Here is a 23,341-nt window from a genome sequence, read left to right as displayed (position 1 = left end):
GAAGCCTCAGCGCACCGGGCCGATCGACCCGCCCGCGATCAGCGCCATCGGCACGCGGTGCACGGCCGGCTCCGCGGCGCGGTCGAAGAGCAGCTCGACGGCGAGGCGGCCGAGCTCGAGCTGGGGCAGCGCGACGGAGGCGAGCGGCGGATCCAGCGCGCGGCTGATCGCGCTCCCGTCGAACGCGACGACCGAGACGTCCTCCGGCACGCGGAGGCCCGCGCGGTGCAGCGCCTGGTAGGCCCCCGCGGCCACGGCGTCGTTCGCGCAGATCAGCGCGGTCGGGCGGGCGCCTGTCGCGAGCAGCCGGGCGACGGCCTCGCGCCCGTCGTCCGTGTCCCAGTCGCGCGCCACCGCCTGCGCGCCGGCCAGTTCGACCCCCGCGGCGGCGAGCGTGCGTCGGACGCCGGCCAGCCGCTCGGCGAGCGCGACCGGCGCCCAGCCGCGCCAGGCGGGTCCGCCGGTGACGCCGTCGGGGAGGCTGCCGACGAACCAGATCCGGTCGAGGTGCCCGAGGTCGAGGAGCGCCCGGGCGGCGTCGGCTCCCGCGGCCTCCTCGTCCGGCACCACCGCGTGCGCGACGCCCTCCTCGGGCACGCAGTTGAGCAGGACGTGCGGCACCTGGTCGAGCAGCGCCGGGGTCCGCACGACACGCGTGAACATCGACGCGTAGAGCACCCCGTCGATGGTGCGCCCGAGCAGGCTCTCGAGCAGCTGCTCCTCCTGCCGCGCGTCGCCCTGCGTGTCCACGGTGAAGAGGATCGTGTCGCGCTCGCGCAGCGCGTCGAGCGCGCCGCGCACCATCGAGTTCGCGTGCGAGGTGCTGCTGACGAAGTCCGAGACGAGCGCGACGGTGCCCGAGCGGCCGGTGCGCAGGGTCCTGGCCGTCATGTTCGGGCGGTAGCCGAGCTCCTCGGCCGCACGCCGGATCCGCGCGATCGTCTCCGTCGAGAGCCGCTGGTCCGTCCGCCCGGTGAGCGCGAAGGACACCGCGGAGCGAGAGACCCCTGCGTGCTCCGCCACCTGCGCGAGCGTCACCCGCCGCCGGGGCGCGGGTGCGGCCGCGGCTCCGCGGGGCGCGCGGTCGTCGCCGCTGACGTCAGACCTCGAAGTCGACCGACGCCGCGGATCCGACGAGGCTCCGCACGAAGGCGGCGACGCGCTGGTGCTCCGGGTGCACGTCGTACGCGTCGAGCGCGGCGCGGTCGTCGAAGTCGGCGATGAGCACGACGTCGTGGCTGCGCGCGGATCCGACCACGTCGCGCCCCAGCTGGAACGAGCGGATGCCGGGCACGAGGCCGGGCAGCGTGCCGAGCGCCTCGGTGATGCGGGCGGCGTCGCGGTCGAGGGCGGCGGGATCGCGGTCGGCGAGCTTCCAGGAGACGACGTGGCGGAGGGTCATGGGACGACCCTATCCGTGGCCCCGACCGCCGCCGGGCTCAGCGCGCGTCGAGCGCGGCGCGGAGCCGGTCGGCGTCGATGCGCCAGTAGTTGTGCACGCGCCCGTCGATGAGGAGCACCGGGATCTCCTCGGCGAACCGGTCGGCGAGCGCCCGGTCGTCGAGGATGCTGCGCTCCTCGAGCGTCACCTCGCCGGCGCGCGCCGCGTCGAGTCCGCCGAGCACCCGCGTCACGACCTCGCGTGCGTCGTCGCAGAGGTGGCAGCCGGGCTTGCCGACGAGGGTGAGGACCGTTGCGCTCATCCGCCCAGCGTAGGCGAGGCCTCGCGCCGCCCTGGCCGGGATCCGGCCCCAGGAGCGTCGCCTACGCTGACCCGATCATGGTCGAGCAGGCGGGCACCCCGATCCTCGCGTTCTTCGACGTGGACAACACCCTGATCCACGGCGCGAGCGTGTTCCACCTCGTGCGCGGGCTCCGCGCGGCGGGCCTCCTCACGGTGCGCGACATCGTCGGCTCCGGATGGAAGCACGCGCGCTTCAAGGCGCGCGGCGAGAACGACCGCCACCTCGCGTCGGCGCGCGCCCGCGGCCTCGAGGTCGTGACCGGCGTCACGGTGGCCGACATGGCCAAGCTGGCCGATGACATCTACGAGCGGCACACCGCGCCGATGGTCTGGCCGGAGACGCTCGGCCTCGCGCGGGAGCACCTGGCGAAGGGCCATCAGGTGTGGCTGGTCACGGCGTCGCCGTCGTTCCTGGCCGACGTGATCGCCCGCCGGCTCGGCCTCACGGGCGCGCTGGGCAGCGCGCTGGAGGTGCGCGACGGCGCGTACACGGGACGCCTCGATGGCGAGTTCCTGCACGGCGCGCACAAGGCCGCGGCGGCACGGGGTCTCCTCGCGCGGACGGGCGCGGACGCCGCCGAGTGCTGGGCGTACTCCGACTCGCGCCACGACATCCCGCTGCTCTCGCTGGTCGGGCACCCGGTGGTCGTGAACCCGGACCAGGCGCTCGCGGCCCACGCGCGCGGATCCGGCTGGCCGTCGATGCGGCTCCGGCGCCAGAGCATCCGCGACGCCCGCAGGCGCGTGCGCCGCGAGGCCGCGCAGGCCGACGGATCCGCCGGGAGCTGATCCGCAGGGCGCCCCGCGCCCGACACCCGCGGGCCGGGCACGCCCCGCGCGAACGAAGAGGACGCCACCCCGTCACCGGGGCGGCGTCCTCTCCATCACGTGCTGCGCCCTCGTGGACGCGTCCGCTCTACTTCTTGTTGCGACGCTGGTGGCGCGTCTTGCGAAGCAGCTTGCGGTGCTTCTTCTTCGCCATGCGCTTGCGACGCTTCTTGATCACTGAACCCATAGGGGCACCTCATCTGTTGCCGGACGGAACACGCGGACTCTGGTGACCCGCGGAAAATAGCCTCAGAGGAGTCTAGCCGACATCCGACATGCCGGAGTGACGCGACGCCTCTCCGGGCTGGCCGGGCAGCGCGTTCGACGGATCGATCGCGGCGAGCACGGCGGACTCGGGGACGCGGAACGAGCGGCCGAAGCGGATGGCGGGCAGGTCGCCCGAGTGCACGAGGCGGTAGACGGTCATCTTGGAGACGCGCATCATCTCGGCCACCTCGGCCACCGTGAGGAATCGGACGTCGGACAGGTCACGCGACATGGGCGGATCGACTCCTCGTTCTGCGTGACCGGCTCACGGACCTCGTAGCACCCGCGATGCGGGCGCTGGTGCGCGATTCTAGGGGTCCGGATGGACGCGTGTCCATCGTGTCACATCCTGCATCACGCGTCCCGCGAGTTCCCCTGCTTCCGCGCGCGCAGCCGGCCGAGCGACGCCTGGCCAGCCGAGCCGGCGACGCGCGTGGCGTCGTGCACGGCGGCAGCCGCCTGGTACCGGGTGTCGGCCCAGATCCGGCCGAGGGACGCGGCGAACGGGTGGCCGGCCGGATCGTCGTCGTCCCTCTCGGGGTCGGCCGACAGGCCGGCGCCGAGCAGCCCCGTGTCCGGATCCGCGAGCCCGCCGTCGGAGGCTGCGTCGCCCCGGCCGTCGTCGACGAAGGGCGCGACCCAGGCATCCAGCACCTCGAGCGGCGCGGGCTCCAGCCGGTAGTAGCGGTGCTGCCCCTCCTCCCGCACGGAGACGAGGCCGCTGTCGCGCAGGACGCGCAGGTGCTTGGACACCGTCGGCTGGCTGATCCCGAGCGTCTGCACGAGCTCCGAGACGCTGATCTCGCCGGTGGGCGCCTCGGGCACCGCGCGTCGGTCGAGCAGCACGCGGAGGAGGTCGCGTCGCGTCGGATCCGCCACGACGTCGAAGATGTCAGCCATCCCCGAAGGGTATTCCGTCCCGCGCTCGCAGTACCATGGCGATCCGGGCCAGGCGGCCTTCCGAAGCGGACAGGGGACCATGCGCGTCAGGCCGGATCACGGGCGTCCCCTCCTCGGGCGCATCCGCGACTTCCTCGACTACTTCGCGCACTCGACGCCGGCGCGCTTCGCGATCCTCATCTTCGCGGCGCTCGTCCTGACGCTCACGACGATCCTCATGCTCCCCGGCATGACGTCCACCGGCGACAACGCGCCGTTCGCCGACGCGCTGTTCACGGCCGTGTCCGCCATCTGCGTCACGGGCCTCGCGACCGTCGACATGGCGACGTACTGGACCCCGCTCGGCCATGCCTTCATCGCGCTCGGCGTGCAGATCGGCGGGATCGGCGTGCTGACGCTCGCGTCGATCATGGGGCTCATCGTCTCGCGCCGCCTCGGCCTCAAGGCCCGGCTCATGGCCGCCAGCGACAGCAACCCGCTGCGGATCCACCACGGCCCCGTCGCCGAGGGCCAGGCGGTGAAGCTCGGCGAGATCGGCACGCTGCTGCTCACGGTCGCGATCAGCGCCCTCGTCATCGAGCTGTCCATCGCGGCGCTGCTGTTCCCGCGGATCCTGCTGGAGGGGATCCCCGTGGGCCAGGCCGCCCTCGACTCCTTCTACTACTCGCTCATGGCGTTCACGAACACGGGCTTCGTCTTCAGCGAGGCGGGCTTCGAGCTGTACCACCAGGACTACTGGTTCCTCAGCCTGCTCATGATCGGCGTCTTCCTCGGCAGCATCGGCTTCCCCGTCATCTACGCCGTGTACCGCGGCTGGAGGAAGCCGCGGCGCTTCTCCGTGCACGTCAAGCTCACGCTCTGGACGTCGCTCATCCTCATCGTGCTGGGCACGCTCGCCTACGTCGTGCTCGAGTGGGACAACAAGAAGACGTTCGCGCTCATGGATCCGGTGCAGCACGGCTTCCAGGCGCTGTTCCTCTCCGTGATGACGCGCTCCGGCGGCTTCTCCACGCTCGACATGGGCGACTTCGGGAACGCGAGCCTGCTGGTCACGGACATGCTCATGTTCATCGGCGGCGGATCCGCGTCCACGGCGGGCGGCATCAAGGTCACGACCCTCGCGATCCTGTTCCTCGCGGCCTTCGCGGAGGCCCGCGGCAGCGAGTCCATGGAGGCGTTCGAGCGCCGCATCCCGAGCGACGTGCTCCGCCTCGCGGTGAGCATCGTGCTCTGGGGCGCGACCACCGTGGCGCTCAGCAGCATCGTGCTGCTGCAGATCTCCGGCGAGCGCCTCGACTACGTGCTCTTCGACGCCATCAGCGCCTTCGCCACCTCCGGGCTCAGCACCGGGTTCACGGCCGAGGCGTCGGATCCCGCCAAGTACGTGCTCGCGGCCACCATGTTCCTGGGGCGCGTCGGCACCGTGACCCTCGCCGCCGCGCTCGCCGCGAGCACCCGACGGCAGCTCTTCCAGCGCTCCGAGGAGCGGCCGATCGTCGGCTGAGCCGGCCGGCGCCGCATCCGCATCCGTCCTTCACCGCATCCACCGCAGGAGAGAGGCCCCTCATGGGCGAACGCATCCCCCACAACGCCCCCGTGCTCGTCATCGGGCTCGGCCGCTTCGGCGCCGCGACCGCCGGGCAGCTCGCGCGCCTCGACCGGGAGGTGCTCGCGATCGACGCGAGCGAGGGCCTCGTGCAGAAGTGGTCCGACCGCGTCACGCACGCCGTGCAGGCCGACGCGCGCAACATCGAGGCGCTGCAGCAGCTCGGCGCCAAGGACTTCTCCATCGCGGTCGTCGCCGTCGGGTCGTCCATCGAGGCGAGCGTGCTCATCACGGCGAACCTGGTCGACCTCAAGATCCCGCAGATCTGGGCCAAGGCCATCAGCCAGTCGCACGGCAAGATCCTCGAGCGCATCGGCGCGAACCACGTCATCTACCCGGAGGCGGAGGCGGGCGAGCGCGTGGCGCACCTCGTGTCCGGCCGGATGCTCGACTTCATCGAGTTCGACGACGACTTCGTCCTCGCGAAGATGTACCCGCCGAAGCCCATCCGCGGCATGGCGCTCGCGGAGTCGTCGGTGCGGCGGCGCTACCGGATCACGGTGGTCGGCGTGAAGACGCCAGGCAAGCCGTTCACCTACGCGACGGCCGACACCGTCGTCTCGAACCACGACCTCATCATCGTGTCCGGCACCTCGGCCGACATCGAGCGGTTCGCCTCGCTGTCCTGATCCGCGGCCTCGGGCGGGTGCGGAGGGCTCAGCCGGCCGCGAGCTCGCGGGCCCGGGCGAGCGCGGCGTCGGTCGCGCGGTCGAAGAGCCCCGACAGATCCGCCGCCTGCAGCACCTGTACGGCCCGCTCGGTCGTGCCCTTGGGGCTCGTGACCCGGCGGCGCAGCTCGGCGGGCTCCGCGTCCGACGCGGCCAGCAGCTCGACCGCGCCGCGGAAGGTCCCCTGCACGAGCACGCGCGCCTCCTCGGCAGTGAACCCCTTGGCCTCGGCCGTGCGGGTCAGCTCCTCGATCAGGAGGAAGACGTAGGCGGGGCCGGATCCGGAGATCGTGCTGAGCGCGTCGATCCTTGCCTCCGGCACCTCCACGACGTCGCCGACCGTGGCGAACACCGCGCGGGCGAGCGCCAGGTCCTCGAGGCTCGAGCGACTGCCCGCGGCGAGCCCCGTGACCCCGCGGCCGACGAGCGACGGCGTGTTCGGCATCGAGCGCAGCACGGCCACGTGCGCGGGCAGCAGCGACTCGAAGGTCGCGATCGTGACGCCGGCCGCCACGCTGATCACGAGCGCGCCGGGATCCAGGTCGTCCGCGATCTCGCGCAGCAGGTCGGGCACCATGTGGGGCTTCACGCCCACGACCACGACGCGCGCGCCGCGGACCGCGCGCCTGTTGGCGTCGGCGTCCTCCTCGACGCTCGACGCGGTGACGCCGTCCCGCTCGCCGAGCGCCGCCGCGCTGGCGGCCGAGCGGGTGGTCACGCGCACGTCGCCGTCGACCTCGACGCCCGGCTGCAGCAGTCCGCCGAGGATCGCGCCGTTCATGGATCCGGTGCCGAGCATCGCGAGCGAGGGGAGGCGGACGACCTCGGCGGGGGCGGACGGGGCGGGGCGGGAGGCGTCGGGCATGCCCCGATCCTAGAGACCGGGCGTCGCACGACCGGGTCGTCGGCCACCCCCGGCGCGTGGCTAGGCTGAGGCGACCGGGGCACGCGCGCCCGGGCGGCCCGAGCCGCCTCGCCGGTCGAGGAGGTCCCGCCTTGAGCGAATCGCACGGCAGCAAGGCGATCTTCGCCGCCCTCGCCGCCAACGTCGGCATCGCGATCACCAAGTTCATCGCGGCGTTCTTCTCCGGATCCTCGTCGATGCTCGCCGAGGGCGTCCACTCGCTCGCGGACTCGGGCAACCAGATCCTGCTGCTCGTCGGCGGCAAGCGCGCGAAGCGCCTCGCGGACGACGAGCACCCGTTCGGCTACGGCCGCGTCCGCTACGTCTACGCCTTCATCGTCTCGATCATCCTGTTCTCGGTCGGCGGCGTGTACTCGCTGTACGAGGGCATCCACAAGATCGAGCACCCCGAGCCGCTCGACGTGCCGTGGCTGCCGATCGTCGTGCTCCTGATCGCGATCGCCCTCGAGTCGTTCTCGCTCCGCACGGCCATCAAGGAGTCGAACCCGCTCCGGGGGGACCAGACGTGGGTGCAGTTCGTGCGCCGCGCCAAGAGCCCAGAGCTCCCCGTGCTGCTGCTCGAGGACACGGCCGCGCTCTCCGGGCTCGTGTTCGCGCTCCTCGGCGTCGTCGCGTCGATCCTCACCGGGAACGGCATCTACGACGGCATCGGCACCCTGCTCATCGGCGTGCTGCTGGTGGCGGTCGCGGTGGTCCTCGGGGTCGAGATGAGCAGCCTCCTGGTCGGCGAGGGCGCCTCGAAGCCGGATCTCGCGGCCATCCGCGCGGCCATCACCGCGGGCCACGAGGCCGAGTCGATCATCCACATGAAGACGCTGTACCTCGGCCCGGACGAGCTGCTCGTCGCCGCCAAGATCGCCATGCCCGCGACCAGCTCGCTCGGCGACGTGGCCGCGGGGATCGATGCGATCGAGCGCCGCGTGCGCGAGGCCGTGCCGGTCGCCCGCGTCATCTACCTCGAGCCCGACGTGCGGGTCGCGACGCGCTGATCCCCGCCGGTCACGCCGGTCCGTGAGCGTCGCCGCACGGTGTGGGCGCCTCGCGCGCCGCCCCGCCGCACGGTGCGACGATGTCGGGCGGACGGCTCCTGGAGATCCGGCCGGATCCGATGCCCGAGCGCCCGCTCGACGCACGACGACCGCTCGAGGAGAACACCGATGACGCACGCCATGAAGGCCGCAGCAGCCACCGCCCTCGCCCTGGGGCTGCTCCTCACGGCGGACTCCGCCGCCCAGGCCGAGACCCGGCACGACCCTGCGACCGCCTCCGTCTCGCAGGCCACCACCGCCACCTCCGACGCGCACATCACGGCGCAGGAGCGCAGGAGCACGCACTCGACGAACGGACGCAGCGGGGGACGGAACCCGCACCCGCCGCACCAGGGCCCTGGGTGCACCAAGTGCCAGGGCTGATCCGGTAGCCGGCGCGCGACGCCCCGGTCGCCGCCGAGCGTGCCTGCCTGGCGACGGGCTGGTGGCGACGGGGCCGTCCCGGACGGCGAATCAGGCGTCGACGATCACGCGCCGGCGCGACGCTCCGCGAAGAAGCCGTCGAGGAGCTCCGCGCACTCGGCCGCCCGCACGCCCGCGAACACCTCCGCGCGATGCGGCAGCCGCCGGTCGCGCAGCACGTCGTAGAGGGATCCGGCCGCGCCCGCCTTCCCGTCCCACGCGCCGAAGACCACGCGCGGCACGCGCGCCGCGAGGATCGCACCCGCGCACATCACGCACGGCTCCAGCGTGACGACGAGCGTCGTGCCCACGAGGTGCCGTTCGCCAGTGGTCGTCGCGGCCTCGCGGAGCGCCTCCACCTCGGCGTGCGCGGTGGGATCCTGCCGCGCCTCGCGGAGGTTCCGCCCGCGCCCGATGACGACACCGGATGCGTCCACCACGACCGCGCCCACGGGCACGTCGCCGGTGGCCGCGCAGGCCCGGGCCTCGTCGAGCGCCACGGCCATCCAGCGATCGACGTCGCCGGGCACGTGGAGGTCCAATCGCGATCCCCCTTGCTGATTGAATGGAGCCTATGCGAGTCCACGTAGCCGACCACCCGCTCATCACGCACAAGCTGACGGCGCTGCGGGACCGCACCACCCCCTCCCCCGTGTTCCGCAGCCTGGCCGATGAGCTCGTCACGCTCCTCGCCTACGAGGCCACGCGCGACGTCCGGGTCGAGACCATCACGGTGCAGACCCCGGTCGCGCCCGCCGAGGGCCTCACCCTCAGCGACCCGAAGCCGCTCGTTGTCCCCATCCTCCGCGCGGGCCTCGGCATGCTCGACGGCCTGATGCGCCTCATGCCCAGCGCCGAGGTCGGCTTCCTCGGCATGGTGCGCAACGAGGAGACGCTCCAGCCCGACATCTACGCGGAGCGCCTCCCCACCGACCTCTCCAATCGCCAGTGCTTCGTCGTGGACCCCATGCTCGCGACGGGCGGATCCCTCATCGCCGCCATCGAGTACCTCTTCGACCGCGGCGCCGTCGACGTCACGTGCATCTGCCTCATCGCCGCGCCCGAGGGCCTCAAGGCCGTCGAGGAGGCGACCGCGGGCCGCGAGGTCACCATCGTGCTGGGCGCGCTCGACGAGAGGCTCGACGAGGTGGGCTACATCATCCCGGGCCTCGGCGACGCGGGCGACCGCCTGTACGGCACCGCTGCGCACTGATCCGTCGCCTCGCGCTCTCCGGCGCCCGCTCCCCTCGGGGGGCGGGCGCCGCTGTCCGCTCACGCACGATTCCTGCGCGTCCCGCACGATTCCGGCTCCTCCTGTTGACACGGACGCACGGATCCGTGCAAGCTCTCCCCATGAACCTGAACGCGCACGTCCTGACCTCCGCCGAGGCCTCGGGAGTCGCCGGCATGATGATGCCCGGTCGTGTCGCGATGTGCTGTCGAATGTCGGCCTGACCCGCCGCCTTCGCCTGAGCGGTCCCGCGACGCATCCGTCGCCGACCCTCCCCGCCTTCACCGGCGCATCCGCCCACTGAGGCGTCTCGCACTCCCCTGAGGTCCCGCGCACTCCAGCTGCGCCGCACCCGCATCATCACAAGGACTCCGCCATGTCGCTCGCGACCATCGACCCCGCCCGCACCTCCCTCCGATCCGTCCCCGCCGCACCCGCGCTCCGGTCCGCTGCGCCCCTGGCCCCGCCGCTCCGCCGGCCGCAGGCCGTCCCGGCTCCGGCCACGACCTCCACCGCTCCGGCTCCGACCGCCGCTCCCGCACGCCCGGCCCGCCTCCGTGCCGTACCCGAGGGCACCGAGGCACGCGGCTTCGCCATCTACGTCGGACTCGACGAGCTGAAGGCCGCCTCCGCGGGCACCGACCTCGGCACCGTCGTCGCCGCACTCAAGCGCCTGGCGTCGGAGCTCGCCCCCGGCGTCGAGACCCACGCCGCCGTCGCCCTCGCCCCCGAGGGCGCGGGCGGCCGCGACATCGACGTGGTCAGGCTCGCCCTGCAGGATCCGGCGGCCGTGGCCCAGCACCGCGAGCAGCCCGAGGACGACGTCCGCGTCGACGGCGGCGTGACGGTCGACCTGTCCCGCAAGCGCGTCGTGCTCGACGGCGAGACCGCCCCGCTCACCTACAAGGAGTTCGAGCTCCTGCAGTACCTGGTGCTCCGCGAGGGACGCACCATCGAGCGATCCGAGATCATCGCCTCGCTGTGGTCCGCCGCGGACGGTGACGACGTGCCGAACGAGCGCACCATCGACGTGCACGTCCGCCGGCTGCGCTCCAAGCTCGGCCGCTACGAGGAGATCGTCCGCACGGTGCGGGGCGCCGGGTACCGGTTCGACCGGCACGCGGACGTCGCCGTCCACCACGCCAGCACGCAGTCGCCCGACCTGTTCTGAGGCGGCCGCGGTCGCTCAGATGGTCCTTGCGGGGCTGTCGGCGATCTCCCAGCACATCGGACCGGTTCTAGGTAGCGCGGCGTTACGGGATCGTTATACAGTCTTCTCGTCCCCATCGTTTGCTGTGGCGGTGGAGACGGAATGTGATTGCAGGACACTCCTGGTGCAAGGGAGAGGGCCGGCCCCATGCCTCTGGGGTCGGCCCTCAGTCATGTCCGGCGCCGTTCCGGCGCGGCCGTTGCCCGCGGCACCGCTCAGTAGACTCGCCACCACAGAGTGCGCCCGACCGTCATCGCGTTGCGCACCGGACGAGGAGGCCTGGTGGGCGAGACAGCGGACGCCGTGCGGGCCTGGGAGTCGCTCTTCCGGGCGCAGGTCAGCGTCATGCGCCGCCTCACCGCCGAGTTCCCCAGCCGCGACCTCTCGTTCAACGAGTACGACGTGCTGTTCAACATCTCCCGCCAGCCCGAGGGCCGCCTCCGCCTGCGCGAGCTCAACCAGCACGTCCTCCTCACGCAGCCCAGCGTGAGCCGCCTCATCGACCGCCTCGTCGCGCGGGGCCTCGTCGTGAAGTGCGGCGACGAGAGCGACGGGCGGGCCACGATCGTGCGGCTCACCGATGCCGGCGACGCGGCCTTCCGCGCGGTCGCGCGCGTGCACATGGAGTCCATCGCCTCGACCGTGGGCGGGGCGCTCACGGTCGACGAGCTGAACACGCTGCGCGCGCTCACCGACAAGCTGCGCGGGAGCGTCGCCGAGGCCTAGGCCGCGGATCCACTCGCGCTCGGACGGGCGAACGGCCCGCCGTGGGCGACGAGCAGACGCAGCAGCGCCATCACGAGGTCGGCGGCGGTCACGACGCACGCAGCCCAGCCGACCATCGTGGTGAGGCCAGCCGCTGCGGGGCCACCGACCTCGGCGACGACGAGCACGCCGACGACGACCAGGGCCACCGCTGCGGCGGCGACGGCGTCCACCCGGGAGAAGGGCGGCACCGCCTCGGCCGCCCCGCCCCCGCGGCGGCGGCCGCGGTGAGCGAGCCGGTGCAGGCCGTCGCGGATCCGGGAGACGCCGTACGCCGCCTCGGCTGCCTCGAGCGGCAGGAACGTCGCGCCGAAGAGGACGTCGGCGGCGGTGCGCTCGCGGATCCGGCGGAGGGTGCGGATGTGCAGGGGCAGCCGCACCACGACGGGGACGGCCCACCACCACGCGGGCTCCAGCATCCCCTGCATCCCCGCGGCGGCCAGGTACAGCGCCACCAGGCCGTAGGCCACGATCCGGAGGACGGGCCCGACGCCGATGCGGAGGGACGCCAGGCGGGCGCGACGCCGGTCGCCGACGTCGGCGGGCGAGCCGCCGCGCGCGAGCCGGGTGACGTGCGCGCCCCACCGGTCGCGTCGCTCGCGCATGATCCCCCAGGTGACGGCGGTGTCGACCCGGGCGCGCGCGCCGGGGACGAGGGCCGAGCGGTCGTCCCCGGCCAGGAGATCCGTGAGGATCCCCTCCGGCGAGGCGGCCGACGAGGACGACACGTCAGCCGCGGGGAGCCGCAGGAGCGTGGCCGGAGCGAGCGGGACCGGGCCGGTGAGGCCGAGGTCGGCGCCGGTCTCGACGGCGCCCATGGCCCAGTGGCGCTGCAGGAGCCGGAGCGCACCCGCGAGGGGGCCGTGGGATCCGCTCGGGCGCGGATCGAGGCTGGCGGACACCGAGCGGGCACCCGGATCACGCTCGAGGGCGGCGACGAGGAGCTCGAGCACGTCGGGCTTCAGCTCGGCGTCGGGCGCGACGAGGAGGACGCGCCCCGCGTCGCCGACCAGCCGGAGGGCGAAGCCGTACACGGACCGCAGCGAGCTCTCGCGCGGGCCGCGGTCGATGACCGTGACCGTCGTGGCAGCGGGACCCGTGCCGGCGAGAGCATGCGCGTGGCGTCCGTTGAAGGTCCGCGCCACGGCGAAGGTGTCGTCGCGGCTGCCGGCGACCACGACGACCACGCGCGCCGGGGGCAGGGTCTGACCGAGGATCGACGTCAGCGTGGCCGCGATGGTGGAGCCCGCTTCGCCCGCCACCACGACCGCCGCGACGGCGTCGCGCGACGAACGCCCGGGGTGCTCGGGCGGGGGCAGGGGCGTGCTCTGATTGTCCATGGGGCTCTCGACGACGGCGGGTCTCGGGTGGGCGGTCGGACCCGGACGGACGCGCACTGCCATGTGCGATATTACGTGCCGCCGGGCGCCGTGCGCGAAGCGACCTCGCTCCGGTCGCCCACGTGGCGCCGTCCTAGGCTCGATCCATGAGCGACGACGACGCCCCCGACCACGGATCCACGGACAGGGAGGGCGCCGAGGAGGCGCACGGCCCCAGCATCGTCTGGCTGCGCGACGACCTCCGCGTGGCCGACAATCCCGCGCTGCACGCGGCGGTCGAGCGGGGCGAGCCCGTCGTCGTGCTCTACGTGCTCGACGAGGAGAGCGACGGGATCCGGCCGCTCGGCGGCGCCGCGCGCTGGTGGCTGCACATGAGCCTGTCGCGCCTCGGGGAGTCGCTGCGGGAGCTCGGCTCGCCGCTCGTGCTGCGCCGGGGGAAGGCCGCCGACGTCGTCGACGCGCTCGTGCGCGAGGTCGGCGCCGGCGCGGTGCTGTGGAACCGGCGCTACGGGGGCGCGGAGATCGCGGTCGACACCGGCATCAAGAAGGACCTCGGCGACCGGGGTCTCGACGTCCGCAGCTTCCAGGGATCGCTGCTCGTCGAGCCGTGGACGGTGACGAACAAGCAGGGCGAGCCGTTCCGCGTGTACACCCCGTTCTGGAAGGCCGCGCAGGAGCGGGAGGAGCCGCGGAAGCCGCTGCCCGCGCCGAAGGAGCTCGACGCGCTGCGACAGGCACCCCGCTCGGACGACCTCGACGGCTGGGGCCTGCTGCCGACGAAGCCCGACTGGGCGGCCGGCCTCCGCGAGGCGTGCGATCCCGGCGAGGCGGCCGGCCTCCAGCGCCTCGAGGACTTCGTCCACCACGAGCTCGAGGACTACGCCGCTCAGCGTGACGAGCCCGCGGCGACGACCACGTCGCGGCTGTCGGCGTACCTGCGCTGGGGCGAGGTGAGCCCGTTCCAGGTGTGGCACCGGATCCAGCGCACGCGCGGCAGGAAGGTGGGCGGGGACGAGGTCAACGCCACCAAGTTCCTCTCCGAGCTGGGCTGGCGCGAGTTCAGCTACCACCTGCTCTACCACCAGCCGGATCTCGCCACCCGCAACTTCGTGCCGCGCTTCGATGCGTTCCCGTGGGACGAACCGACCGATGAGACCCTCGGCGCGTGGCAGCGGGGCGAGACGGGGGTGCCGCTCGTCGACGCGGGCATGCGCGCGCTCTGGAAGGACGGGCACCTGCACAACCGCGTGCGGATGGTCGTGGCCTCGTTCCTCATCAAGAACCTGCTGATCGACTGGCGCCACGGCGAGCAGTGGTTCTGGGACACGCTCGTCGACGCGGACGCCGCGAACAACGCGGCGAGCTGGCAGTGGGTCGCGGGATCCGGCGCCGACGCCGCCCCCTACTTCCGCGTCTTCAACCCGGTGCTGCAGGGGCAGAAGTTCGACCCGTCGGGCGAGTACATCCGCTCGTACGTGCCCGAGCTGGCGCACGCACCGCGGGACGTGGTGCACGAGCCGTGGAAGGCGACGGGCGACCTCGTCGCGAGCGCGGAGGACGGCGCGGAGGACTCGGCTGACGGCGGGCTCGCGGCGTACCCGGCGCCGATCGTCGACCTGAAGGAGTCCCGGCAGCGGGCCCTGGCGGCCTACGACGAGATCAAGGACCGGTGACGCGCGGGCCCGCGCGCGACGCGCGGGCCCGCCAGACGGATCAGGCGCCGTCGTCCGCGTCGTCGCCGTGACCGAGGCGCTCGGCGCGGTCGTGGCGTTCGCGGATCCCACGCCCCCGCTTCACGTCCTCGCGCTCCGCGGCGTCCTTCTTGTCGCTCACGACGGTGTCGCGCGGCGGCAGCTGCAGCGTCTCCTCGGCGGCGATGCCTGCCTGGAGCTGGCGGCCGCGCTCGAGCTCCGCGTCGAACTCGGCACCGAACAGCAGCGCGAGGTTCGCGATCCAGAGCCAGAGCAGGAACACCACGACGCCCGCGAGCGCGCCGTAGCTCTTCGCGTAGCTGGAGAAGTTCGTCACGTAGAAGGCGAAGCCGACGCTCGCGACGACGAGCACGACGAGCGCGATGGCGGCGCCCATGCTCATCCAGCGGAACTTCGGCTGCTTCGCGTTCGGGGTCGCGTAGTAGAGGATCGCGATGAGCAGCACGATCGCGACGGCCAGCACCGGCCACTTCGCGATGGACCACACGATCTGCACCGTCTGCCCCAGGCCGAGCGCGGCGCCGATGGCGTCGGTGACGGGGCCGGAGATCGCGATGATGAGCCCGCAGATCAGCAGGATCACGATGCCGATGACCGTGACGGCGAGCTGCATGGGCTTGAGCTTGAGGAACGGGCGACCCTCGGGGATCTCGTAGATGCGGTTCATCGCCCGGGTGAAGGCGCCGACGTACCCGGAGGCCGACCAGATCGCGAGCACGATGCCGGAGACGAGGGCGAAGCCGGCAGCGGGGGACTCGACGAAGCCGGTGAGGATCGGCTCGATGAGCGCGAGGGCGTCCTTCGGCGCGAAGCCGCGCAGCAGGTCCAGGACAGCCGTCACGGTCGACTTCCCCTGCCCGAACACCCCGAGCAGCGAGATGATCGCGATGAGCGCCGGGAACAGCGACAGGACCGCGTAGTAGGTGAGCGACGCCGCGATGTCGGTGCACTGGTCCGAGCTGAACTCGCGCATCGTCTTCCGGAGCACGTACTTCCAGGAGGGCTTCTCGATGTCGGTCGGGGAGTCGGGCTTGCGCGCGTCGTCCTCGTCGGGGCGGTCCTCGATCGTGCCGGCCGTGTCTCGTCGTGCCACTGGTGCCTCCGTGCGGTCTGCGGGTCGGGTCCCCGTCTCCCCAGAGTGGCCTGCCCCGGCGGGAGCGCATAGCCCGCCCGCGTCTCGTACACTCGCCCGGGGGCCTCGCGCACCGAGGATCCGGCACCCGTCGGAACATCCGCGGGCCGCCGCGCGTTGGCCTCTCGTGATCGCCTGCGCGATCGTCGTGCTCCGCCTCCGCGCGCACGGACCCGCCCGCCGAGGAGCACGCATGCTGCGCACCATGATGACCGCGAAGATCCACCGCGCCACGGTGACGCACGCCGACCTGCACTACGTGGGCTCCGTCACGGTCGACCGCGACCTGCTCGACGCCGCCGACATCCTCGTGGGCGAGCGCGTCAGCATCGTCGACGTCACCAACGGCGCCCGGCTCGACACCTACACGATCGCGGGCGAGCGGGGCAGCGGCGTGCTCGGGATCAACGGCGCGGCCGCGCACCTGGTGGACGTCGGCGACGTGGTGATCCTCATCGCCTACGGGCAGATGACCACCGAGGAGGCCCGCGCGCTCGAGCCCCGCGTGGTGCACGTGGATGCCGGCAACCGGATCCGCGCCGTGGACGCCGACCCCACCGCCCCGCCCGCGCCCGGCCTCGAGCGCTCCCCGCTGGCCGAGCCGGTCTGATCGCGCGGCTCCGAGCGAGCCCGCCGAGAGACGCGCAACTGTACTGGGTCCCCCAAACGACGGACACAGGCGCTCTCCCCCAAAACGGGGTACATTCCGGCCCGCGCCGGGGGATCACCAGGATGCGCGGCTACCGTTGAGGCATCCGGTACGGCTCTTCGGGTGAGCGGTACCGCACCAGCCGGTTCGTCTGCGGGTAACAGACGTTCACGTGCGCAGATCGGCCCGGGCCTCGAAGGTCCGGGCCGATCTCATTCCCCCGGCGGATCCGCCGGTCGACGATCTCCCGTCAGCGCCCCTCCGCGCGGCGCCGTGCGTCGCGCTCGGCGTCGGCCGCCGCCGCCTCCTCGGGCGTCGGCGCCGTTCCCCCCAGGTGCCGCGGCTGCCACCACGCGCCGCGGCCGCCGACCGGGTACGCGGCCTGCAGGTCGTCGACCAGCCGCTGCAACTCGATGCGCAGGTCGTCGGTGACCGCGCGCGGATCCGCGTCGGGCGCCACGGGGATCCGCTCCCCCACGCGCATGTGCACCGGCACGCCGATGCGGTCGCGCATCCGGATATGGCGGTTCTTGGTGAGCAGCCGGTGCCCGCCCCACACGGCGACGGGCACGATCGGCACGCTCGCCTCGGCCGCCAGCCGCGCGGCCCCCGTCTTCAGCTCGCGCACGCGGAAGGACGCGCTGACGCCCGCCTCGGGGAAGACGCCGATCAGCTCGCCCGCGCGCAAGGCCGTGACGGCGTCCGCGTAGGCGGCGCCGCCCGCGGTCATGTCGACGCTGATGTGGCGCATGCGGCGCAGCACCCAGCCGACGCCGGGCTGGTCGAACGCGCCCTTCTTCGCCAGGAAGCGGATCCGCCGGCGGTGGTGCAGCCAGGTCGCCCACTCGACGAGCGCGAACTCGAGATAGCCGAAGTGGGTCATCGCGATGACCGCGCCGCCGGTGTCCGGGATGCGGTCGCGGCCCTCGGCCACGAGCCGGAGGCGGAGGGACCCGAAGAGCGCGCGCCCCAGGATCACGGCGGTCCCGTAGACGGGCTCGCGGGTGCGGCGGCTCATGCTCCGACCCTACGGGGGCGGGATCGGCGGGCGCCGGGAGCCGACGGTCAGCGGATCGCCCGCCGGCTCCGGGATCGCGCGGGACGGGTCAGCGCCGGCGCTTCGCGGGGTCCAGCCAGTAGTTCGAGAAGCCGGTGTCGGCCGGGTTCACGTTGAGGCCGGGCGGCACGATCTCGTCGATGCGGTCGAGCGTCGCGGCGTCGAGCTCCAGGTTCGCCGCGTCGAGCTGCGACTCGAGCTGCTCCATGGTGCGCGGGCCGATGATCGCGCTGGACACCGCGGGGTGACGCAGCACGAAGGCGAGCGCGAGGTGCACGAGCGGCACGCCGAGCTCGTCGGCGAGGGCGCCCAGCTGGTCGGCGGCCGCGAACTTCGGGTCGGCCGGGTCGTAGCGCGACGGGTCGCGGTCGTTGCGGTGCGTCTTCGGGATGTCCTGGCCCTTGCGGTACTTGCCGGAGAGCCAGCCGCCTGCGAGCGGGCTCCAGACGAGCGTGCCCATGCCGTGGCGCTGGGTGGTGGGGAGCAGGTCCGCCTCGATGCCGCGCGTGAGCATCGAGTACGGCGGCTGCTCCGTGACGAACCTCGCGGTGCCGCGCTCGCGTGCGACCCACTGGGCCTCGACGACCTGGCTCGGCTGGAAGGTGGACGAGCCGATGTAGCGCACCTTGCCCTGCGTGACGAGGTCGGTGAGGGCGCCGAGGGTCTCCTCGATGTCCGTGTGCTCGTCCGGCCGGTGCATCTGGTACAGGTCGATGTGGTCGGTGCCGAGGCGGCGCAGCGAGTCCTCGACGGCGCGCATGATCCAGCGGCGCGATCCGCCGCGGAAGTTGGCATCGGGCTTCATCCCGTTGAAGAACTTCGTGGCGAGGACGAGGTCGTCGCGGCGGCCGGACTGCGCGATCGCCTTGCCGACGATCTCCTCCGACTCGCCGTACGCGTAGATGTCGGCGGTGTCGATGAAGGTGATCCCGGCGTCGATGGCGCGGTGGATCACGCGGATGGACTTCTCGTGGTCGGTCTCGCCCCATGCGCCGAACATCATGGTGCCGAGGCAGAGGCGCGAGACCTCCACGCCGGTGCGGCCGAGGTACGTGGTGGGCTGGTCGGTGGACTGCTCTGTCATGAGCGCCACGCTACGCGCTAGGCGGAGGGTCGGCCCTCGGCGGCGTCGGCGCTCGCGACGTCGGACTCGGTCGATGCACCGGGCTCGACCGTGGCCTGCTCCTCGTCGTCCATGGTCTCCAGCGTGATGTCGGCCTCGGGGGCCTCCTGGCCGTCCGCGTCGAGCGGCACGATGTAGTCGCCGAGTCGACGGCGGGCCGCCTCCTCGCGCTGCACGCGGATCCGCTCGAGCTTCTCCTCGCGCAGGCGCAGGCGCTCGGTGTCGACCTCGACGCGGCGCACGGTGACGCCGCGGGTGGGGCCGGCGGCCTTGGCCGGCGTGGTCTTGCGGCTGGGCTCGCGCTTCGCGGCGTCGCTCGCGGGCTTCCGGGACGGGGCGGTGCCCGACTTCGCGGCCGCCGAGGCGGGCTTGGTCGACACGGCCGGCGGCTTGCCCGAACCCGGGCAGCGCTCGTGGTTCCGTCCATGGTCGAGGATGTTGCCCGTGGCCATGCCGACGGGGTTCGCCTTGCCGCAGACCGAGCACTTCGTCGCGGGGGTTGCTGCCACGTTCGATACCACTTTCCATCGCCGCGCCGTCGCCGGACCGAGGATGCCGGTCGGCCGGACGGCGCCTGTCCACGCTACCCGACGCGGGAGGTGCGGGGATACCGGAGTCCCCCGCCCAGGGGTGTCAGGACGGGACGCAGGTGGTCCGCATCCGCACCACGACGGCGCCGTCGGCCTCCTCGACCTCGAGGTCGATCGTGATGGACGCGAGCTCGTCGAGGCCCGTGAGGTGCGTGCCGCCGCAGGGGATCCGCGCGGTGCCGCCCGGCAGCTCGCAGACCCAGGAGCGGCGCGAGGTGAGCAGGTCGCCCTCGCGCTCGATCCGCGCGGCGGCGCCCGAGGCCACCCAGCCGGCGAGCGTGGCGTCCACCGCGTCGCGCACCTCGTCGAGGCGCTCGACGAGGGCGGCAGGCACGAAGCCCTTCTTCCGGAGCGACTTGCCGAGGCGGTAGGTGTCGACGGACGACCACGGTCCGATGCGCGAGGTGGCGATCGCGAGCGCGTCGAACCCGGGGGCGCCGAGCGCGTCCGTCGGCACGTCCTTGGTCCAGGCCTCGGCCAGCGCGCGATCGAGGGCGAGCGAGGCGAGATGGCAGCCCGTGTGGCCGGCGCTCAGGGCGCGACGGTGCTCGGGATCCACCAGGACCTCGACGGCGTCGCCCGCGCGGACGTCGGCGTCGCCCGGCACGACGTGGACGGCGACGAACGACCAGCCGTCCGCGCCCTTCTTGACCGGGACGTCCGCGCCGACGTGGAGCGTCGCGTCCTCCGCGGGATCCGTCGACGCCGCGCCGACGACGCAGTCGAGCACCTCGATCCCGGCGCCGCGCACGCGCAGCACAGCGCGGTCGGCGGGCTGGTCGGGCCAGGCCGCGTCGACCGGGTGGCACGCGGTCGCGTCGAGCACGACGGCGCGCGTGCCGTCGGCGAGGTCGTCGACGCGGAGCACCTGGCCCTCGGAGGCGACGGATCCCGCCGGGTAGGTCACGCGCGTGGGCGGCAGGGCGACGGCGCCCGCGGGGGTGGAGGTCATGGCGGCTCCCGGCTCGGTGTGCCTCGATCCTCGCAGACGGGGTGCGCCGTCCCGGGCCGGTGGATCATGCGGGCGCCGTCCCGCGGGAGGGCACCCGGCCGAGCAGGCGCCGCAGCGTCGCGCGCTCGAGGAGCGTCCACACGGCGCTCGACAGCAGGTACAGGGCCGCGGCGAGCGGGGCGATCCCGGCGAAGACGACCGTGACGAACGGCAGCACCCGCATCATCACGGTCATTCCCGCCATGCCGGGGAGCGCCGGGTCGACGGGTGCGGGCGGTCCCTGGAACCGGAGGTCGGCGCGGCGGCGGACCTCGATCACCACGGAGAGCAGCCCGAGCACGACGACCGCGACGACGAGCGGGGTGACGCCCATGGCTGCCGCCGAGAGCGCGCTCGACCCCAGCGGGATCCCCGCGAAGGGCGCCGCCAGCAGCGCGTTGGCCTCGCCGCCGATCCGCGCGTGGGCGAACAGGGCGTAGACGGCGGCGAGCACGGGCGCCTGCGCGAGCGTCGGCAGGCAGCCGGCGAGCGGCGACGCGCCCTCGCGCGCGTACAGCTCCTGCGTCGCGCGGGACAGCTGCTCGGGCTTCCCGGCATGACGGCGCCGGAGCTCGGCGAGCGCGGGGGCGATCCGGCGGCGCTGGATCTCGGCGCGCACCTGCGCGACGCCGACGGGCACGAGCAGGGCCCGCACGCCGAGGGTCAGGAGGATGACGGCCACGCCGGTCACGGAGGCGCCGGCGAGCGGCTGGATCAGGTCGGCGAGGCCGACGACGAGCTGGGACAGTCCGTCGAGCACGGCTCGGACGGGGGCGATCGATGTGGGGTCCACGGGGTTCCTTGCGACGAGAGCGGAGGGGGTCCGTCTGGTCGTCGCATGCGGGCGCGCGCCGGGTCCGTGCCGCGCGGCGGCGGCGGACCCCTGCTGGTCGCGGTCAGGCGGCCGGGAGCGGCGCAGGCACGACGACCTGCATCCGGCGGCCCGGTGCCCGGGAGCGCTCGTGCCCGTCCGCGTCCGGGTCGCTCGAGGAGACGAGCACCGGGAGGTCGACGTCCTCGTCCGGGCCGAGCGGCGGCGCGGCGGATCCGATGAGCCCGCGCGCGGCGGCGATGCGCACGAGTGCGATCGCGGCGGCCACGGAGGCGGCACCGAGGAGGGCCGCGAGGAGGATCGCGGGCGTGACGCCCGCGCCGCCCAGAACGACGTCGCCCACGAGGGCGAGTACGCGGCCGAGGGCCTCCAGGAAGATGGGCATGCCCGACGGTAGCACCGGGTCCGGCGCGAGCACGAGGGTCGGCGGGCCCGCTCACGACTACACGGCGCGCCACCCTGCACGGCACTCCGAGGTACCGCGCACTGCGTGATACTGTGCGACGCATGAGAGAGACCGACTGATGGACACCACGCAGCTCCTCAAGGGCGCGCTCGACACCGCGGTGCTCGCCGTGGTGCAGCACGACGACGGGTACGGCTACGACATCGTCCGGCGCCTGCGCGACGCCGGACTCGGCGACGTGGGCGACGCCTCCGTCTACGGCACGCTCCGCCGCCTCTACGCGGCCGGCGCCCTGTCGAGCTACGTGGTGCCGTCCGAGGGCGGACCGCACCGGAAGTACTACGCGATCAACCCGGAGGGCCGCGAGCTGCTCGCCGGGCAGCGCGCCACCTGGGCGGCGTTCGCCACGGCGATGAGCGGACTCCTCGGCGAGCCGTCCCCCGCACCGACCCACCGCACCCGGAAGGCCGGCAGCACCGGCGAGGGCCCCGTGCCCGCATCCGTGAACGTCCGCACGATCGGAGAGAAGCCGTGAACACCGCAGGTCCCACGCTCGACACCCGCATCCGGGCCTTCGCGGCCGCCGTGCGCGCCCGGCTCGTGGACCTCGATCCCGAGGACGTCGACGACCTCACCGGCGGCCTCGAGGCCGACCTGCAGGAGGAGGCCGCGGATCACGACGGCGCCATCCAGCTCGGCGATCCGGTGCGCTACGCCGACGAGCTGCGCAGCTCGGCCGGCCTTCCGGAGCGGGCGGTCGCGACGGCCGGGACCTCGCCGCTGGCGCAGCTCAAGGACACGGTCCGCGAGCGCCTCGAGGAGCTGCACTCGCGGATCCGCGCGCACCGCGAGCTCTCCGCGATCCTCGACCTGCTGATCGTCTTCCGTCCGGTGTGGTGGCTGCTGCGGGCGTGGGCGGGGTACCAGTTGGTGCTGGTCGTGCTCGCCGCGTTCCTCGGCATCTACAGCTACTTCATGCTGCTGCCGTACGGGACCGTGCGCTGGCTGCTCCTGCTCGCGCTCCTCGCGGTCAGCGTCCAGTGGGGCAGGGACCGGTGGGTGCCGACGCGCCCCATGCGCACCCTGCGCACGGCAGTGAGCGTCGCCACCGCGTTCTCGCTGGTCATGCTGATCCCGCTCGCCATCGACCGCTCCGGGCAGAACGCCCGCGTCGAGTACGCGCCCTCCTCGAGCAGCCCCTCCGTGCCGCAGGAGCTCACCCTCGACGGCAAGCGCATCAGCAACGTCTTCGCGTACGACGCCGAGGGGAACCTCCTCGACCGCGTGCAGCTCTTCGACCAGGACGGGGAGCCGCTGACCGTGGTGCCGCCCGCGCTCGCGGAGGTGGACCCCACCACGGGCGAACCGCTCGAGCCGAGCACCGGAGCGTGGAACGCCTTCCCGCTCTCGCTCCGCGACGCCGGGCGGATGGGGCACCTGAGCGTCGAGGAGATGGGGTCCGGCCGGCCTCCGTTCGCGAAGGCGCTGCCGCTGCCCGCACTGAAGGGCTCGACCTCCACGCCGACCCCGTCCGCGACCGCGACGCCCGGATCCGCTCAGGAGGAGGAGGGCACGCCGTCGCCCACCGCCACCCCGGAGCCGACGCCGTGAGCGCCCTCGTCGACCACGGCCACGCAGCGCACCGGATGGACGCGGACCTCGCCCGGCTGACGGCGCGCGAGCGGGAGATCCTCGTGCTCGTGGCGCGCGGCCTGTCGAACGCGGAGATCGCCGGCCGGCTGTTCCTCGCGCCGACCACCGTGAAGACCCACGTCAGCCGCACGCTCGACAAGCTCGGCGTGCGCGACCGCCTGCACGCCACCATCTGGGCCTACGAGAACCGCGTGGTGGAGCCGCTCGCGACGACGCGCTGAGGGGCCGGATCCAGACACCGCCCCGGAGACGCGAACGGCC

29 protein-coding genes are annotated in these 23,341 nt (G+C 73.4%); 13 read left to right on the top strand and 16 right to left on the bottom strand.

Annotation, left to right across the window (positions count from 1 at the left end):
- Positions 1 to 6 precede the first annotated feature (6 nt).
- The 3 genes from FGD68_RS04870 to FGD68_RS04860 form a co-directional block, all read right to left on the bottom strand.
- Positions 7 to 1,023, bottom strand: a complete 1,017-nt coding sequence (locus FGD68_RS04870; protein ID WP_237609844.1) for a LacI family DNA-binding transcriptional regulator — start codon at positions 1,021 to 1,023, stop codon at positions 7 to 9.
- Positions 1,024 to 1,099: 76 nt separating this feature from the next.
- Positions 1,100 to 1,402 (bottom strand): Dabb family protein, encoded by a 303-nt coding sequence (locus FGD68_RS04865; RefSeq protein ID WP_104235652.1) that lies wholly within the window; start codon positions 1,400 to 1,402, stop codon positions 1,100 to 1,102.
- 37 nt (positions 1,403 to 1,439) lie between these two features.
- Positions 1,440 to 1,703 carry a glutaredoxin family protein gene (locus FGD68_RS04860; protein ID WP_104235653.1) on the bottom strand — a complete coding sequence of 88 codons (264 nt, stop codon included), beginning with the start codon at positions 1,701 to 1,703 and terminating at the stop codon, positions 1,440 to 1,442.
- A gap of 77 nt (positions 1,704 to 1,780) precedes the next feature.
- On the opposite strand from FGD68_RS04860, the gene FGD68_RS04855 reads away from it, so the two are divergent.
- Positions 1,781 to 2,533, top strand: a complete 753-nt coding sequence (locus tag FGD68_RS04855; protein ID WP_237609843.1) for an HAD family hydrolase — start codon at positions 1,781 to 1,783, stop codon at positions 2,531 to 2,533.
- 127 nt (positions 2,534 to 2,660) lie between these two features.
- Here the strand turns inward: FGD68_RS04855 and FGD68_RS04850 are convergent, their stop codons facing one another.
- The 3 genes from FGD68_RS04850 to FGD68_RS04840 all read right to left on the bottom strand — a co-directional run bounded on the left by FGD68_RS04850 (position 2,661) and on the right by FGD68_RS04840 (position 3,739).
- On the bottom strand, positions 2,661 to 2,759 hold the full coding sequence (locus FGD68_RS04850) for a 30S ribosomal protein bS22 (RefSeq protein ID WP_003792170.1): 99 nt from the start codon (positions 2,757 to 2,759) through the stop codon (positions 2,661 to 2,663).
- A 72-nt stretch (positions 2,760 to 2,831) separates the two neighbouring features.
- The gene (locus FGD68_RS04845; RefSeq protein WP_011931768.1) at positions 2,832 to 3,071 is read right to left on the bottom strand and encodes a helix-turn-helix domain-containing protein; all 240 of its coding nucleotides are present in this window, start codon (positions 3,069 to 3,071) and stop codon (positions 2,832 to 2,834) included.
- A gap of 122 nt (positions 3,072 to 3,193) precedes the next feature.
- Positions 3,194 to 3,739, bottom strand: coding sequence for an ArsR/SmtB family transcription factor (locus FGD68_RS04840; RefSeq protein WP_104235655.1), 546 nt, complete (start codon positions 3,737 to 3,739; stop codon positions 3,194 to 3,196).
- Between the two features lie 79 nt (positions 3,740 to 3,818).
- On the opposite strand from FGD68_RS04840, the gene FGD68_RS04835 reads away from it, so the two are divergent.
- Positions 3,819 to 5,243: a TrkH family potassium uptake protein gene (locus FGD68_RS04835; RefSeq protein ID WP_104235656.1), complete on the top strand. Its 1,425-nt coding sequence runs from the start codon at positions 3,819 to 3,821 to the stop codon at positions 5,241 to 5,243.
- A gap of 62 nt (positions 5,244 to 5,305) precedes the next feature.
- Positions 5,306 to 5,974 carry a potassium channel family protein gene (locus FGD68_RS04830; protein WP_104235657.1) on the top strand — a complete coding sequence of 223 codons (669 nt, stop codon included), beginning with the start codon at positions 5,306 to 5,308 and terminating at the stop codon, positions 5,972 to 5,974.
- A 28-nt stretch (positions 5,975 to 6,002) separates the two neighbouring features.
- Here the strand turns inward: FGD68_RS04830 and proC are convergent, their stop codons facing one another.
- Positions 6,003 to 6,878, bottom strand: coding sequence for a pyrroline-5-carboxylate reductase (gene proC, locus FGD68_RS04825; protein ID WP_104235658.1), 876 nt, complete (start codon positions 6,876 to 6,878; stop codon positions 6,003 to 6,005).
- A 131-nt stretch (positions 6,879 to 7,009) separates the two neighbouring features.
- Between proC and FGD68_RS04820 the strand changes: the two genes are divergently transcribed.
- Both FGD68_RS04820 and FGD68_RS04815 read left to right on the top strand, forming a co-directional pair.
- On the top strand, positions 7,010 to 7,927 hold the full coding sequence (locus tag FGD68_RS04820; RefSeq protein ID WP_119372936.1) for a cation diffusion facilitator family transporter: 918 nt from the start codon (positions 7,010 to 7,012) through the stop codon (positions 7,925 to 7,927).
- Between the two features lie 168 nt (positions 7,928 to 8,095).
- Entirely contained in the window at positions 8,096 to 8,350 is a 255-nt protein-coding gene (locus tag FGD68_RS04815; protein WP_119372935.1) for a hypothetical protein, read from the top strand.
- 104 nt (positions 8,351 to 8,454) lie between these two features.
- Here the strand turns inward: FGD68_RS04815 and FGD68_RS04810 are convergent, their stop codons facing one another.
- Complete coding sequence (locus FGD68_RS04810; protein ID WP_182480911.1) at positions 8,455 to 8,895, bottom strand: nucleoside deaminase; 441 nt, start codon at positions 8,893 to 8,895, stop codon at positions 8,455 to 8,457.
- Positions 8,896 to 8,963: 68 nt separating this feature from the next.
- Between FGD68_RS04810 and upp the strand changes: the two genes are divergently transcribed.
- The 3 genes from upp to FGD68_RS04795 all read left to right on the top strand — a co-directional run bounded on the left by upp (position 8,964) and on the right by FGD68_RS04795 (position 11,556).
- Positions 8,964 to 9,602 carry a uracil phosphoribosyltransferase gene (upp, locus tag FGD68_RS04805; protein ID WP_011931758.1) on the top strand — a complete coding sequence of 213 codons (639 nt, stop codon included), beginning with the start codon at positions 8,964 to 8,966 and terminating at the stop codon, positions 9,600 to 9,602.
- 394 nt (positions 9,603 to 9,996) lie between these two features.
- Positions 9,997 to 10,791, top strand: coding sequence for a winged helix-turn-helix domain-containing protein (locus tag FGD68_RS04800; RefSeq protein WP_104235662.1), 795 nt, complete (start codon positions 9,997 to 9,999; stop codon positions 10,789 to 10,791).
- A gap of 321 nt (positions 10,792 to 11,112) precedes the next feature.
- Entirely contained in the window at positions 11,113 to 11,556 is a 444-nt protein-coding gene (locus FGD68_RS04795) for a MarR family winged helix-turn-helix transcriptional regulator (RefSeq protein WP_237609842.1), read from the top strand.
- Here FGD68_RS04795 and FGD68_RS04790 read toward each other — a convergent pair.
- Entirely contained in the window at positions 11,553 to 12,935 is a 1,383-nt protein-coding gene (locus tag FGD68_RS04790; protein ID WP_237609841.1) for a glycosyltransferase family 2 protein, read from the bottom strand. The genes FGD68_RS04795 and FGD68_RS04790 overlap by 4 nt on opposite strands.
- A 146-nt stretch (positions 12,936 to 13,081) precedes the next feature.
- Between FGD68_RS04790 and FGD68_RS04785 the strand changes: the two genes are divergently transcribed.
- Positions 13,082 to 14,608 (top strand): cryptochrome/photolyase family protein, encoded by a 1,527-nt coding sequence (locus FGD68_RS04785; RefSeq protein ID WP_119373142.1) that lies wholly within the window; start codon positions 13,082 to 13,084, stop codon positions 14,606 to 14,608.
- 40 nt (positions 14,609 to 14,648) lie between these two features.
- On the opposite strand, the gene FGD68_RS04780 is transcribed toward FGD68_RS04785, so the two are convergent.
- Positions 14,649 to 15,740, bottom strand: coding sequence for a YihY/virulence factor BrkB family protein (locus FGD68_RS04780; RefSeq protein WP_119373143.1), 1,092 nt, complete (start codon positions 15,738 to 15,740; stop codon positions 14,649 to 14,651).
- Positions 15,741 to 15,972: 232 nt separating this feature from the next.
- Between FGD68_RS04780 and panD the strand changes: the two genes are divergently transcribed.
- Positions 15,973 to 16,389 carry an aspartate 1-decarboxylase gene (gene panD / locus FGD68_RS04775; RefSeq protein ID WP_079533642.1) on the top strand — a complete coding sequence of 139 codons (417 nt, stop codon included), beginning with the start codon at positions 15,973 to 15,975 and terminating at the stop codon, positions 16,387 to 16,389.
- A gap of 289 nt (positions 16,390 to 16,678) precedes the next feature.
- On the opposite strand, the gene FGD68_RS04770 is transcribed toward panD, so the two are convergent.
- From FGD68_RS04770 to FGD68_RS04745, 6 genes are all read right to left on the bottom strand, one after another.
- A complete protein-coding gene (locus FGD68_RS04770) occupies positions 16,679 to 17,446 on the bottom strand; it encodes a lysophospholipid acyltransferase family protein (protein ID WP_119373144.1) in 768 nt (255 codons plus the stop codon).
- Between the two features lie 88 nt (positions 17,447 to 17,534).
- Positions 17,535 to 18,569: an aldo/keto reductase gene (locus FGD68_RS04765; RefSeq protein WP_119373145.1), complete on the bottom strand. Its 1,035-nt coding sequence runs from the start codon at positions 18,567 to 18,569 to the stop codon at positions 17,535 to 17,537.
- A gap of 17 nt (positions 18,570 to 18,586) precedes the next feature.
- A complete protein-coding gene (locus FGD68_RS04760; protein WP_237609840.1) occupies positions 18,587 to 19,117 on the bottom strand; it encodes a hydophilic protein in 531 nt (176 codons plus the stop codon).
- Between the two features lie 124 nt (positions 19,118 to 19,241).
- Complete coding sequence (locus tag FGD68_RS04755) at positions 19,242 to 20,150, bottom strand: alanyl-tRNA editing protein (RefSeq protein WP_119373821.1); 909 nt, start codon at positions 20,148 to 20,150, stop codon at positions 19,242 to 19,244.
- 64 nt (positions 20,151 to 20,214) lie between these two features.
- Positions 20,215 to 20,982: a YidC/Oxa1 family membrane protein insertase gene (locus tag FGD68_RS04750; protein WP_237609839.1), complete on the bottom strand. Its 768-nt coding sequence runs from the start codon at positions 20,980 to 20,982 to the stop codon at positions 20,215 to 20,217.
- Positions 20,983 to 21,085: 103 nt separating this feature from the next.
- Positions 21,086 to 21,406 (bottom strand): DUF6412 domain-containing protein, encoded by a 321-nt coding sequence (locus FGD68_RS04745; RefSeq protein WP_237609838.1) that lies wholly within the window; start codon positions 21,404 to 21,406, stop codon positions 21,086 to 21,088.
- A 139-nt stretch (positions 21,407 to 21,545) separates the two neighbouring features.
- Between FGD68_RS04745 and FGD68_RS04740 the strand changes: the two genes are divergently transcribed.
- Genes FGD68_RS04740 through FGD68_RS04730 form a run of 3 tightly spaced genes read left to right on the top strand, consistent with a single transcriptional unit; the run spans position 21,546 to position 23,301 of the window.
- Positions 21,546 to 21,962, top strand: coding sequence for a PadR family transcriptional regulator (locus FGD68_RS04740; RefSeq protein WP_104235671.1), 417 nt, complete (start codon positions 21,546 to 21,548; stop codon positions 21,960 to 21,962).
- Positions 21,959 to 23,038: a hypothetical protein gene (locus tag FGD68_RS04735; RefSeq protein WP_119372308.1), complete on the top strand. Its 1,080-nt coding sequence runs from the start codon at positions 21,959 to 21,961 to the stop codon at positions 23,036 to 23,038. The genes FGD68_RS04740 and FGD68_RS04735 overlap by 4 nt, the downstream gene beginning before the upstream one ends.
- Complete coding sequence (locus FGD68_RS04730) at positions 23,035 to 23,301, top strand: helix-turn-helix domain-containing protein (RefSeq protein ID WP_390610639.1); 267 nt, start codon at positions 23,035 to 23,037, stop codon at positions 23,299 to 23,301. Before FGD68_RS04735 ends, FGD68_RS04730 begins: the two co-directional genes overlap by 4 nt.
- Positions 23,302 to 23,341: the final 40 nt, after the last annotated feature.

The sequence above is a fragment of the Clavibacter californiensis genome, from assembly GCF_021952865.1.
Lineage (GTDB): Bacteria > Actinomycetota > Actinomycetes > Actinomycetales > Microbacteriaceae > Clavibacter > Clavibacter californiensis.
Note: the sequence above shows the minus strand (reverse complement) of the source record. Positions and strands in the feature narration are given on the sequence as shown.